The sequence below is a fragment of the Rhodomicrobium sp. Az07 genome (assembly GCF_018619475.1).
Taxonomy (GTDB): Bacteria; Pseudomonadota; Alphaproteobacteria; order Rhizobiales; family Rhodomicrobiaceae; genus Rhodomicrobium.
The window spans coordinates 106,600-119,193 of record NZ_JAHFZG010000004.1; the positions used below are offsets into that span (position 1 = coordinate 106,600).

Below are 12,594 nucleotides of genomic sequence, written 5' to 3' on the forward strand. Positions count from 1 at the left end.
TGGCGCCGAAACCGGTATGTATGGAGCAACTTTTCCGAAATTCCCGACCGGTCGAGAGAAATGGCAAACGTCCTTCTTGTGCTTCATATCGTCGTCGCCGTGACGATGGTGGTGATTATCCTCCTTCAGCGGTCGGAAGGCGGCGCGCTCGGCATGGGCGGCGGTGGCGGCGGTTTCGTCAGCGGGCGCGGCGCGGCCAACGTCATGACGCGCACCACGGCGATCCTTGCAGCCATCTTCTTCCTGACCTCGATCACGCTCGGTATCATCGGCCAGCGCAAGACGCCTACCTCGGCGATTACGCCGACGAGCACCACGGCGCCCACGACCGCGCCTGCTCAGGCCCCCGCCGACGCACCCGCGCTGCCCAAGCTCAGTATTCCGAAGCCGGCCGCGCCCGCCCAGCAATAGGCCGTCGCAAGGCGGACCCGATGCGGCGCGAGAGCGGCGCCCAACGGCATACGCTAGTGGTCCTTTGAATCCGGCATTTGCTCTCGGAATCGGACCGGCTAGAAGTTGAAACCACGGCAGCGCCCTTTCCCTCGGGCGCGCAAGGTATTACGTTCAAGGTCCATGGCGCGATATATCTTCATTACCGGCGGCGTGGTTTCCTCACTCGGAAAGGGGCTCGCATCGGCGGCCCTCGGCGCGCTTCTCAAAGCGCGCGGCTATTCCGTGCGATTGAGGAAGCTGGATCCCTATCTCAACGTCGATCCCGGCACGATGTCGCCCTATCAGCATGGCGAAGTGTTCGTTACCGACGACGGTGCGGAAACCGACCTCGACCTCGGCCACTATGAGCGCTTCACGGGCGTCTCTGCGCGCCGCGACGACAACATCACCACCGGCCGCATCTATCAGAACGTGCTCTCTGCCGAGCGCCGCGGCGACTATCTCGGCGGCACGGTGCAGGTCGTCCCGCACGTCACCAACGCGATCAAGGACTTCATCCTCTCCGGCAACGAGGGCGCGGATTTCGTGCTGGTCGAGATCGGCGGCACGGTCGGCGACATAGAGGGGTTGCCCTTCTTCGAGGCGATTCGCCAGCTCGGCAACGAACTCCCGCGCGGCGAGGCGATCTTCATCCATCTGACGCTCCTGCCCTACATCAAGGCGGCGGGCGAGCTTAAGACCAAGCCGACGCAGCATTCGGTGAAGGAGCTGCGCTCCATCGGCATCCAGCCGGATATCCTGCTCTGCCGTTCCGAACTGCCCGTCCCGAAAAGCGACCGCGCCAAGATCGCGCTGTTCTGTAATGTGCGCGAGAGCGCCGTTATTCAGGCGCTCGACGTGCCGAACATCTACGATGTGCCGCTCGCCTATCACGACGAAGGGCTCGACCGCGAAGTGCTCGCCGCCTTCGGCATCACCGACGCGCCCGAGCCGAACCTCGACGTGTGGCGCACGATTTCGGATCGCATCGACCATCCCGACGGCGAGGTTTCCATCGCCATCGTCGGCAAGTACACCAACCTGAAAGACGCATACAAGTCGCTGACCGAAGCGTTGAGCCACGGCGGCATCGAAAACGGCGTGCGCGTCAAGATTCACTGGCTCGACTCGGAGCTGTTCGAGAAGGCCGACGTCGCACCTTATCTCGAAAACATCCACGGCATCATCGTCCCCGGCGGCTTCGGCGAGCGCGGCACGGAAGGCAAGATCGACGCTGTGCAATTTGCCCGCATCAAGCGCGTGCCCTACCTCGGCATCTGCTTCGGCATGCAGATGGCGGTGATTGAAACGGCGCGTCATGTCGCCGGGATCGATGGAGCAAGTTCAACCGAGTTCGGCCCTGCGGCGGAGCCGGTCGTCGGCCTCATGACGGAGTGGGTTGCGGGCGAAAAGGCCGTGCAGCGCCACGCGGAAAGCGACAAGGGCGGCACCATGCGGCTCGGCGCTTACGAAGCCGTGCTCGCGGAAGGTTCGAAGGTCGCCCAGATTTACGGGCAGACGCGCATCAGCGAGCGCCATCGCCACCGCTACGAAGTCAACATCACCTACCGCGACAAGCTGGAGCGCGCGGGCTTGCGCTTCTCGGGTCTGTCGCCGGACAAGAGCCTGCCCGAAATCATCGAGATCCCGGATCATCCGTGGTTCATCGGCGTGCAGTTCCACCCGGAGCTGAAATCGCGGCCGTTCGAGCCGCACCCGCTGTTCTCGTCGTTCATCGCGGCGGCCGTGGCGCAAAGCCGCCTCGTTTAGGGTCCGTGAATGCGGGCGAAAGCCGTTGTCGCTTGCCGTCTCCGGCGGCTATAAACTGCCGAGGCGGCGCCGAGGGCGGCGCTCGTAACGGACCGTTTCGCAACCCGAGGCTCACCCATGACCTTGCAATCGCCCAACAGCGCGGTCGACATTCGCGGCGTCCGCGTCGGCAACGCGCTGCCGCTCGCGCTTTTTGCGGGGCCGTGCCAACTCGAAAGCCGTGCGCATGCGCTCGAAATGGCGTCGGCGCTGAAGGAAATCGCGGGCCGTCTCGGCATCGGCCTTGTGTTCAAGACGAGCTTCGACAAGGCGAACCGCACGAGCGCGAACGCGATGCGGGGGCTCGGCCTCGATGCGGCGCTGCCGATCTTCGCCGAAATCCGCGAGAGTTTGGGCCTGCCCATCGTGACGGACGTGCATGAAGCATCGCAATGCGCGCGCGTCGCCGAGGCGGTGGACGTGCTGCAAATCCCCGCCTTCCTGTGCCGCCAGACGGATCTGCTGATCGCCGCCGCCGAAACGGGCCGCGTGGTTAAGGTGAAGAAGGGCCAGTTCCTCGCCCCGTGGGACATGAAAAATGTGGTCGCGAAGGTGCTCGCGGCGGGCAACCCGAACGTGCTCGTGACCGAGCGCGGCGCGAGCTTCGGCTACAACACGCTCGTGACGGACATGCGCGCGCTGCCGATCCTCGCGGAGACGGGCGCGCCCGTGGTGTTCGACGCCACGCATTCGGTCCAGCAGCCGGGCGGGCAGGGCACAGCGACGGGCGGCGACCGGCGTTTCGTGCCGGTGCTGGCGCGCGCAGCCGTGGCGGTCGGCGTCGCGGCGGTGTTCATCGAAACGCATGAAGACCCGGATCGCGCGCCGTCAGACGGGCCGAACATGGTGCCGCTCGGCGAGCTTGAGGCGCTGCTGCGCAATCTTCAGGCGTTCGACCGGCTGGCGAAGGCGTAAGCGGCGCAAGCGAGCCGCCAACGCGCGTTCAGTTTCGCGTCAGCCGCGCGGCGAAGAAGCCGTCCATGCCGCCTGCGTGAAACGGCAGCGTGCGCAGGCATCCGTTCTCCGTGATCGCCTCGGGCGGCAAATTGAGCGCCGCCGCATCGATGGGCAGCAGCCGCACGTCGGCGCGGTCGGCCAGCAGCGCCGCGATCTGCGCCTCCCCTTCTTCCGGTTCGAGCGAACATGTGGCGAAGACCAGCGTACCGCCCGGCGCAAGCAGCGTCAGCGCGTGCGAGAGAAGCCGCTTCTGCACGCGAGCGAGCGCGGCGATGTCCTCCGCCGTCTTTAGATAGGCGATGTCGGGATTGCGGCGGATGGTGCCCGTCGCCGAGCATGGCGCATCGAGCAGGATCGCCTCGAAGCGCTCCTTCGGCTGCCATTCGACGACACCGGCTTTGACGATTTCGACGGAAAGCGCGAGCCGCGCGGCATTTTCGCCGAGCCGCCGAAGCCGAGAGGCCGAAATGTCCACCGCCGTCACGCGCGCGCCCGCCGCCGCAAGCTGCGCCGTCTTGCCTCCGGGTGCTGCGCAAAGGTCGGCCACGCGCTTGCCCGCGACATCGCCCAACAGCAGCGCCGGGATCGCGGCGGCGGCGTCCTGCACCCACCACGCCCCCTCGGCGTAACCTTCGATTTCCTCCACGCGGCCCTTGTGCGATAGCCGCACCGATCCCCATGGCATGACGTCGCCCTGAAGCTTCGCGGCCCATGCTGCGGCATCGGCCTTCACGCTTAGGTCGAGCGGCGGCTCTTCCAGATGCGCGCCCGCGATCTCGCGCGCCGTGGCCTCGCCGTAATGCGCGACCCAGCGCTCGCGGAGCCATGCGGGCGTGTTGAGCACGGAGGCGTCCTGCGCGCGAAGTATCTCGGCCTTGTTCTCGCTCACGCGCCGCAGCACCGCGTTGATGAGGCCCCCGAGATGGCGGCTGAAGCGCGAAGCCTTCGCCTGCTCCACCGCCAGCCCGATGGCGGCATGCGGCGCGACATCCATGAAGGCCAGCTGCGTCGTGCCTGCGATGAGGATGGCGCGCGCCTCGAAGGCATCGGCGGGGAGCGGCTTTTCGAGGAAGCGCGAAATCATGTCCTCGACCTGGCCGAGGCGGCGCAGCGCGATTGTCGCGATGGCGCGAGCGAAGGCGCGGTCGCGCGCTTCCATGGCCGCGAAGGCATCGCGCGCGGACGACCCGGCGAAGGCCTCGTCGAAGGACTGGTGGTCGTGCAGCACCGATTTCAGAAGGAACACAGCGAGGCGGCGGGCCATCAGCCCGGACGACGGGGCGCCTTTCACGGGCGCATGGTGATCGGAGTCGGTCGTATTCGAAGAAGGTTTCGGCGCCACGAACGGGCCTTTCGGGTTTGCACAAAGCGGAAGCGCTTCGATGAAGGTCCGCTCTTATGGGCAAAAGCGGCGCGTCGCACAATGGCGCTTTACCGCGACGCGCCGCATCTCATCGAAATCCATCCTCGCCCGTTCAAGCTCAGGACCGGCGGTTCCACGGCCCCACTTCGAACGGCCGCCGACCCGAGCGCGGGCGCTGTTGCCACGGGCCGCTTCGGCCCGCGCCGTCCTCGAAGCCCGGAACCGGCGACATGTGCGCCGCTGTCGGCTGCTGCGTGTCGCCCATCTGGCGCGCCTGCTCGACGAGCGCCGCGACGCGGTTTGCCGTGTTCGGATGCGTGGAGAACAGATTGTCCATGCCTTGCCCCGACAGCGGGTTGATGATGTAAAGCTGCGCGCTCGCGGGGTTGCGCTCGGCCTGCTGGTTCGGGATCTGATGCGCGGCCTGCTCGATCTTCTGGAGCGCGGACGCGAGCCATAACGGCCGCTGACAGATTTCGCCGCCATCCTTGTCGGCCACATATTCGCGCGAGCGGCTGATCGCCATCTGGATGATGGCCGCCGCCAGCGGCGCCACGATCACAGCAAGCAGCGTGCTGATGATGCCGCCGCCGCCGTTATTGCGGTTGCCGAAGAACATGCCGAAATTCGCCAGCATGGAGATCGCGCCCGCGATGGTGGCGGCAATCGTCATGATGAGCGTGTCGCGGTTCTTGATGTGCGCCAGTTCATGCGCGAGAACGCCCGCCACTTCCTCCTTGCTCATGATGCGCAGGAGCCCCGCGGACGCCGCGACCGCCGCGTTCTCCGGGTTGCGGCCGGTTGCGAACGCATTCGGCTGGTCGGTGTGGATGATGTAAACCTTCGGCATCGGCAGGCTCGCGTTCGCCGCGAGTTGCCGCACGATGGAATAAAGCTCGGGCGCGGTACGCTCGTCCACCTCTTCGGCGCCCTGCTGCGCGAGGACCATCTTGTCCGAGTTCCAGTAGGCGAACATGTTCATCCCGCCCGCGATCAGGAACGCGATGAGCATGCCCGTCTGGCCGCCGATGAGAAAGCCGATCGCCATGAAAAGCGCCGTCAACGCGGCGAGCAAGAGCATGGTGCGGAAGAAATTCATGGGGCGTACTTGCCTTTTGTCGTCCAGGATTGCTTTTGGGCACGCTCCTGTTGCGGATCATGCACTCGTCATTTCGGTGTTGGCGCCGTTTCCCGCAAGACCTCTCGCCGCTTGCCGGGGGCGAAAAACCGTCAGCCCACGTACAGGAAACGCCGGAGCGGCGCATCCGTTCCGGCGTTCAGGTTTTCGATGGGGGTCAGCGCCGGAAGACGGCGCTGGCTGTGCAAGACCTAACCAACCGCGGGCAGGGCGACAAACCGCTGATCGCCGTTCCGCTTCACGAGGGCGAGCGCGTTCTTCTTGCCCGATTTGCCGGCATCGGAAAGCGCACGCTTCAGATCGCCGGGGCGGTTCACCGTCTGATTGCCGACGCGCATGATGATGTCGCCCTCGGCGAGCCCGGCTTCCGCCGCCCTGCCGCCCGGCTCGACACCGACAACGGCAAGCCCCTGACTGTCGTTCGGGCTAACGTCGGCGGCGGGAGCGACCGCGATGCCGAGATCGTCAAGCCCGGTCTTCCCGCTGTCCGAGAGGCTTGCGCGCTGCGTCCTCTTCTCCGGCAACTGTCCAATCTTGAGATCGATGGTCTTCGTTTCGCCGCCTCGAAGCACGGTGAGTTTGGCGTCGGAGCCCGGCGCAAGGTCGGCGATCTTCTTCGCGAGGTCGCGCCCGTCCTTCACTTCCGCGCCGTCGACCTCGGTGATCACGTCGCCCGTCCTGATTCCGGCCTTCTCGGCGGGGCTTCCGCTTTGGGGGGCCGCCACCAGCGCGCCGGTCGTGCTCTTCAGGCCGACGCTCTCGGCGAGTTCGGGCGTCAGGCCCTGGATCTGTACGCCGAGCCAGCCGCGCGTGACGTGCCCCTTGTCTTTCAGCGCCGCGACGACGCGCTCCACCGTCGGCGCGGGGATGGCGAACGCGATGCCGACCGAGCCGCCCGAGGGCGAATAGATCGCCGTGTTCACCCCGATGACCTCGCCGCTTTCGTTGAAGGTCGGGCCGCCGGAGTTGCCCTTGTTGACGGACGCGTCGATCTGGATGAAATCGTCATACGGGCCTTCGCCGATGTCGCGGCCGCGCGCCGAGACGATGCCCGCCGTCACTGTGCCGCCAAGCCCGAAGGGGTTGCCCATGGCGACGACCCAGTCGCCGATTTCAGCGCCGGAGCGCGAGAATTTCGTGTAGGGAAAATCGTCTCGGCCATCCACCTTGAGCAAAGCGAGGTCTGTGCGCGGATCGGTGCCGACCACCTTCGCGGTGTAGGTCTTGCCGTCGTCCATCACGACTTCGAGGCTCACCGCGTCCTGCGCGACGTGGTTGTTCGTCACGAGATAGCCGTCCGGCGAGATGAAGAAGCCGGAGCCTTGCGCCGTTACGAGCTGACGCGGGCCGCCCTTGCCGCCGGGCATGCCGCCCCACGGGCCGAAGCCGCCGCGCGGGGCGTTCGGGCCGCCGAAATAGCGCTCGAACGGGGAGCCCTCGAACGGATTTCCTCTCTGACCGCCCTCATCGTCCCCGAACGCCGCTCTCGCCGCCGCGTTCGCCTTCACCCGGATCGAAACCACGGCGGGCTTCACCTGCTTCACGAGCGGCGCGAAGCTCGGCAGCTTTTGACGCATGCCCTCGCCTTGAGACACATTCTCGCCCTGCGCGAACGCGCGTGCCGGATTCGGCTCGAACGAAGCCGAGCCGACAAACGCGCCAAGCGCCAGCGCAGCCGCCGAGACGTAAATCGTGCTTTTCTTACCGAAACGAGAAAGAATTACAGAAATTTGAGATTGACGTTTTGCCGTGTTCGTCCGGACTTCGGGAGAAGACTCCGTCATCACTGCCTCCGAGATCGCATGAACGCGGCCTATACCGTGGTTATTCGCCAACCGGCCGCTTTTGAACTGATGCGAATTTGGGAAGAAGCTTCGCAATGTGAAGCCGTATCTGCGATTAAATATCTGAAAGCTTACAGCCTCGTGCCGCAAATCAGACGCGCCACGACGCTGTAGGTTTCTATTGTCGATCAGCTTTTCTGCGTCAAATCGAGACCGATTAAACGCAGGCTAATGTCATCCGGTGGTGGACGCCGGACGCGCGCAAAAAAACCGCCTGCGAGAGGCGGTTTTTCGTTCATGCCCGCGCGCTGTGCAGACGGCGCGAACAGTCTTCGGATCAGACGGACGCGATCGCGCCCGAGATCCATGCGCGAAGCTGCTGCTTCGGCAGCGCGCCGATCTGCTGGCCGGCGACTTCGCCGTTCTTGAACAGAAGCAGTGCCGGAATCCCGCGAATGTTGTAGGCTTGCGCGATCCCGGGGTTGCTTTCGACGTCGAGCTTCACGACCTTGATCTGGCCCGCGAACTCTTCGGAAAGTTCCTCCAGAATCGGGGCGACCGTGCGGCACGGTCCGCACCATTCCGCCCAGAAGTCGACGAGCACGGGAAGGTCGGCTTTTTTCACGTCCTGTTCGAAGGAGTCATCGGACACGGCAGTCGTTGCCATGGAAAGCCTCTCGGTGTTGCGCGGTTCAAAACGCCGCTGATTCAGTCTCACGAAAGGTAGGAGGGCATGACCCGCAGCGTCAAGATGTCCGGGGAATCCCCCGATCTTGCGCACAGGGAATTGACGGCGGGCAAAACCACCTTGACGGATGCCGGGATGGTGGTTCGCTGCAACATCACACCGTCCGGGCTACCAGTCGAACGGCCTCCAGTCATCGCGCCCGCGCGACCCCCGCTGAGGCTCGCGGCCGTAAGGATCGGCACCGCGAACCGGGCGCCCGTATTGATCGAGCCTCTGGTCGGAGGTCGTGTCCCGCGCCTCGCGCTGCGGAGCGGCGGATGCCTGCGCCACGGCAACGACGGGATCGCCCGCAAACCGGAAGGTCTCGCCCTTCAGAGCGCTCGCCACGCGTGCGTCGAGGCCGTAAAGATCCGGGAAGTAGCGAACCTCTCCCTTGTCGTCCGGCGCGGCGGTGAAATAGACGGTGTGAACAGGGATTGGCGTCGAAAGCTTGATGTCGTGCGTTTGCCCGCTTTCGATCATGCGACGGATCTGTTCGGGCTTCGTCCCGCTGTCGCGCGCAAGGAGAACTTCCGCGAAGCGAACCGGGTTTTGCGTGCGCATGCAGCCATGGCTGAACGCGCGCGTCGCCGAGCCGAACAGGCTCTTCTCCGGCGTGTCGTGCATGTACACATCGTGCTTGTTCGGGAAGCGGAATTTCACCACGCCAAGCACATTGCGCGCGCCCGCCCCCTGAATGAAGCTGAAGCGGCGCACGTCCACGCGCGACCAGTCGACGGAGTCGGGATCGATTTCGCGACCGTTATAAATCACGCGAAGACCGCCGAGGCGCTGAAGAACGGTCGAAGCGCCGCCACCACCGCCACCGCTCGCACCACCGAAGAATGAGAAGAAGTCATCGGCCGGGCCGCGAGGCGCCGCGCGCCTGAGCTTCGGCGCGATTTCGTTCGTCTTGATGCCGTTCGGCACGCCCCATTCGGGATTGAAGATGACGAACTGCATGGGCGCCGAGAAGGAGGGCGTCTGCGACGTGGACTTGCCGACGACGATGCGCTCCTGGAACGCGACCCGGCCGTGATCGAAAACGCGCGTGATCTGTTCCGGGATCGAATTCCACACGTGAAAATCGCCGAGATCGTCCGGCATCCAGCGCCAGCGTTCCATGTTCACGATGAGGCGCATCTTCTTTTCTTCGACCGAGCCGGTCGCGCCCGCGTTCAGTGCCGCGCGGAGCTTCCTGTCGACGATGCCGTTCACGTCGAGCCCGTTTTCCTTCTGGAAACGGTTCACCGCCACGACGAGCGCCTCGTCGTATATCGTGTCACGCGGCGCGTCGAGACCGGCGCCGAGCCGCTTCCTGACAAGCGCGATCTGCGCGTCGTCGTCACCGGGTTTGAACGTCTTCCCGGCCGGAATGCGGATGGATGAGGTGCCTGTGTCGGGCGTCTTCCCGAGCGCGATGAGCGCCTGGCGCAGCCGGTTGAATTGCTCCGATTTCGGATGCAGCCCGCGCAGATAGGCATCTGCCTCTGCGGCGGCGGCGATGGCTTCGAGCACGGATTTCGGCTCGTAGATGTGAGGCTTCCGATCCATCGCGGGGCTTATGGATGGCGGATCGACACGCCCGCCACGCGCATGGCGCGCATATTTCAGCACGGCGAGGCCCAACTTCACCTCGGCATCGGCGCGCTCTTCCGGTGTGGTGCCTGCGCCTGCGGGAAGCTCGAACGCCGAGGCATCGAGGCCGTAGCTGTCGGCGGCGCGGATCTCGCGGATGGCTTTCGTCGCGGCGGGCGTGAAGCCCTCGGCCGAGGTCCAGACAGGCTGGCCCTTGGTCGCGGAGTAGAATGCCTTTACGGCGGCGACGTCGTCACGCGCATCCCCCTTGCCGCCCGCATTCGCCACGCGCTCGACGACGAGCGGCGCAACGGGATCGCCAGCGGGCGCTTCGGCAGCCACCGACGGCTGCGCGGGCGCGCCGGGCGCGAGGAGCGGCGGGCCGTCCTCGTCCTTCGGGGCGAGCGGATCGGGAAGCGTGCTTTCGAGCGGGGAGTCGATCGGATCGGCGGGCGTTATTTCGTGCTTCGCGGCCGCATTCCTGACGGCGGGATTTTCCTCATGCGCGGCGGCTGCATGCGGCGTCACTTCCGCCTTGATGTCGTCGAGAGAACCGGGCGCGGGGGCGGCGTTTTCCGGCGCAGCTTCGGGCTCGGGTGCCGTCGTCGCCGGCGCGTCCAGATCGGCGAGCGGCGGCCGGGTATCGGCTTCCTGCGCCATGGCCTGCGGGACAACGGCCGAGAGACAGGCGATCAGCGCCAGCCGCGACGTAAAACTCACCTTCATAAACAACCCTCTCCAGCCCCAAGGCCCTCAGACTCCGCCGCTTGCCCAACGCGCGGCGCCATCAGAACAGACCGCCATACTCACAGAAAAGGCGCAGCTGAAGACACGCTCTCGCGAACGCGTCCCAGTCGCCCACCCGTGTTCCGCACAAATTATGCGTTAAAAGCTGACGTGGCAAGTTAACGATAGCGCAACCTTAAACATTGTCGCGCTGTCGCTTTTCAGGCCCGGCTTGGTCGCCGTCGCCATTACTTCACGCGGAAATTCGCGTGACATGCCGAGCATCGCGCCGTGATCTGAGCGACGCCGCCGACCGCTTTCTCCCAACCCGCTGCATTCATCGGTTCGGAAATCTCGGCGGTCAGACGGGCAAAATCGTCGGCGCTGCGATGAAAATCGAAGCCCATTTCCCTGAACTCCGGCGGCATGAAGCGCCCGATGCCCCGTCCTTTACCGATTGCCATTTCGCTACGTGCGACCGATCCCGCTTCGCGGACCTTGCCCGCAGCCATAAGCTGGATCACGTCGTTGAGCGCATTCATATGGGTGCGCATGTGCTCAAGGAATTGCGCCTTGATGTCGGGCGGGAGGTCGAGGGCAATTCGATTGTCCTCGGCCCTCGCGCCGACGGCAAGACCTGAAAGCATCACCGCAGCAAGAACTGTTTTTCGCATTGTGTCCCCCTTTTGCGATCGCCGCTCAGATTCGTCACCACCAGCAGCTTTCGCCGCCGCGCTCTTTCGGCTGCTCGCGTCCGCGACCGCGCGCCCAAACCGGGCGTAGACTGTCGTTCCGAAAGGCGAAGACCTTGTCGCCCGCCTTGACGGATTTGGCGATGAAGGCATCCTTCGGCATGCGTTCGGTTCGGAAAGCCTCGAACGAGATGTTTTGCCCCACGGAGAGCTGCTTTAGCACGTCGCGAAGGGCGAATGTCGGCCCCAGGTGCAAGTTGATCGTCTTCGCATCCGGCATCTGCACGATGAGATGAGCGCCCTCGGCGGAGCGCCCCGTCGTCTTCTCGCACCGTCCGACCTTGACGGCCTCGATGGTCCCCGACATGGCCTCAATCGGAAGTCCCAGGCCCTGCCGCGCGACGCCCGACGACTCGCCCGTTCCCTTTTGCGCGAGCGCAGGAGCAGCAATCGCCGCAAGTCCGAAGAACGCGGCGGAAAGACAAATTGCAGTTCTGCTCATGACGGCCTCCTTCGGTCACCCGACCCGCTGACTACCTCCGGCGCTGGCCGCCGCCCGAGTTCCTCAACACCGATCGACAATCCTGCGACAGCCTGCGCCAATTCGATTGCAGGCAGGCGCGAACCTCGCCACGGCCATGGTGCAGGCGATTGCAATGGCGGTTGATGTCAGCCGCGCAGAAAGTTGCGACCGGGCCGCGGCCGTAGCGCTGGGCGAAGGCCGCATCCGCAGACACGAGCATGGCGACAGCTGCTGCAAAAAGCGCGATGCGTTTGGTGAACATGGTCCGTTCTCCTTTGTTGCACATCCACTATGCAGCGCGGAGAATTACGGCTCACTGAAATCCGATGTCAGCGAATTGTAAGGTGCCGATCCGAGAAATGGTTCGGTCGTGCGGTCACAGCAGCCCTTGTCGCGAGTTGCTGTGACCCCGGGTTTTAGTCCTTCACCGCGACGACTTCGATCTCGACATGCGCGCCGCCGGGAAGCGCGGTGATGCCGATGGTCGTGCGCGACGGATAGGGCGCGGTGAAATGCGTCTCATAGACGGCGTTCATGGTCGCGAAGGTGGTCATGTCGGTAAGGTACACTGTCGACTTCACCACATTGTCGAGGGTCAGGCCCGCCTCTTTCAGGACGGCGGCGATGCCCTTCAGGATCTGGTCCGTCTCCGGACCCACGCCGCCCTCGACGAGGGTGTTCGTCGCCGCGTCGGTGCCAAGCTGACCCGACAGGAAAAGCGTGTTGCCTGCCCAGACGGCACGGGAATATGGCCCGAGCGCCTTTCCAAGGCCCGGTGCATCGATAATGGCGCGACGTGTCATTGCATCCTCCGAAATCGCCTGTTCGGCCAAGGGATACACGACCGCGCTCCGGCGTGGAAGCG

General features: G+C 64.9%; 13 protein-coding genes. 5 read left to right on the plus strand and 8 right to left on the minus strand.

All coding sequences use genetic code 11. The features are described from left to right. Nucleotides 1-60: 60 nt before the first annotated feature. From secG to kdsA, 3 genes are all read left to right on the plus strand, one after another. On the plus strand, nucleotides 61-411 hold the full coding sequence (gene secG / locus KKP04_RS04365) for a preprotein translocase subunit SecG (RefSeq protein WP_215027339.1): 351 nt from the start codon (nucleotides 61-63) through the stop codon (nucleotides 409-411). 162 nt (nucleotides 412-573) lie between these two features. After that, the gene (locus KKP04_RS04370; RefSeq protein ID WP_215027341.1) at nucleotides 574-2,202 is read left to right on the plus strand and encodes a CTP synthase; all 1,629 of its coding nucleotides are present in this window, start codon (nucleotides 574-576) and stop codon (nucleotides 2,200-2,202) included. Between the two features lie 117 nt (nucleotides 2,203-2,319). Further along, nucleotides 2,320-3,156: a 3-deoxy-8-phosphooctulonate synthase gene (kdsA, locus tag KKP04_RS04375; RefSeq protein ID WP_215027343.1), complete on the plus strand. Its 837-nt coding sequence runs from the start codon at nucleotides 2,320-2,322 to the stop codon at nucleotides 3,154-3,156. Nucleotides 3,157-3,184: 28 nt separating this feature from the next. On the opposite strand, the gene KKP04_RS04380 is transcribed toward kdsA, so the two are convergent. The 3 genes from KKP04_RS04380 to KKP04_RS04390 all read right to left on the minus strand — a co-directional run bounded on the left by KKP04_RS04380 (nucleotide 3,185) and on the right by KKP04_RS04390 (nucleotide 7,483). Continuing rightward, nucleotides 3,185-4,462 (minus strand): RsmB/NOP family class I SAM-dependent RNA methyltransferase, encoded by a 1,278-nt coding sequence (locus tag KKP04_RS04380; RefSeq protein ID WP_215027597.1) that lies wholly within the window; start codon nucleotides 4,460-4,462, stop codon nucleotides 3,185-3,187. A gap of 217 nt (nucleotides 4,463-4,679) precedes the next feature. Continuing rightward, nucleotides 4,680-5,660 (minus strand): zinc metalloprotease HtpX, encoded by a 981-nt coding sequence (gene htpX / locus KKP04_RS04385; RefSeq protein ID WP_215027345.1) that lies wholly within the window; start codon nucleotides 5,658-5,660, stop codon nucleotides 4,680-4,682. A 230-nt stretch (nucleotides 5,661-5,890) separates the two neighbouring features. After that, nucleotides 5,891-7,483 (minus strand): Do family serine endopeptidase, encoded by a 1,593-nt coding sequence (locus tag KKP04_RS04390; protein WP_215027347.1) that lies wholly within the window; start codon nucleotides 7,481-7,483, stop codon nucleotides 5,891-5,893. Nucleotides 7,484-7,501: 18 nt separating this feature from the next. Here KKP04_RS04390 and KKP04_RS04395 point away from each other — a divergent pair, with 18 nt between their 5' ends. Further along, entirely contained in the window at nucleotides 7,502-7,657 is a 156-nt protein-coding gene (locus tag KKP04_RS04395; protein WP_215027349.1) for a hypothetical protein, read from the plus strand. A gap of 163 nt (nucleotides 7,658-7,820) precedes the next feature. Here the strand turns inward: KKP04_RS04395 and trxA are convergent, their stop codons facing one another. The 4 genes from trxA to KKP04_RS04415 all read right to left on the minus strand — a co-directional run bounded on the left by trxA (nucleotide 7,821) and on the right by KKP04_RS04415 (nucleotide 11,708). Then, nucleotides 7,821-8,150, minus strand: a complete 330-nt coding sequence (gene trxA / locus KKP04_RS04400) for a thioredoxin (RefSeq protein WP_215027351.1) — start codon at nucleotides 8,148-8,150, stop codon at nucleotides 7,821-7,823. Nucleotides 8,151-8,339: 189 nt separating this feature from the next. Further along, entirely contained in the window at nucleotides 8,340-10,514 is a 2,175-nt protein-coding gene (locus KKP04_RS04405) for a murein L,D-transpeptidase (RefSeq protein WP_215027353.1), read from the minus strand. A gap of 248 nt (nucleotides 10,515-10,762) precedes the next feature. Continuing rightward, a complete protein-coding gene (locus tag KKP04_RS04410; protein WP_215027355.1) occupies nucleotides 10,763-11,188 on the minus strand; it encodes a hypothetical protein in 426 nt (141 codons plus the stop codon). Between the two features lie 34 nt (nucleotides 11,189-11,222). Continuing rightward, a complete protein-coding gene (locus KKP04_RS04415; protein WP_215027357.1) occupies nucleotides 11,223-11,708 on the minus strand; it encodes a hypothetical protein in 486 nt (161 codons plus the stop codon). 154 nt (nucleotides 11,709-11,862) lie between these two features. Here KKP04_RS04415 and KKP04_RS15480 point away from each other — a divergent pair, with 154 nt between their 5' ends. Continuing rightward, nucleotides 11,863-12,072: a hypothetical protein gene (locus KKP04_RS15480; RefSeq protein WP_251133899.1), complete on the plus strand. Its 210-nt coding sequence runs from the start codon at nucleotides 11,863-11,865 to the stop codon at nucleotides 12,070-12,072. A gap of 73 nt (nucleotides 12,073-12,145) precedes the next feature. Here the strand turns inward: KKP04_RS15480 and KKP04_RS04425 are convergent, their stop codons facing one another. Further along, the gene (locus KKP04_RS04425; protein ID WP_215027361.1) at nucleotides 12,146-12,532 is read right to left on the minus strand and encodes a Rid family detoxifying hydrolase; all 387 of its coding nucleotides are present in this window, start codon (nucleotides 12,530-12,532) and stop codon (nucleotides 12,146-12,148) included. Nucleotides 12,533-12,594 lie beyond the last annotated feature (62 nt).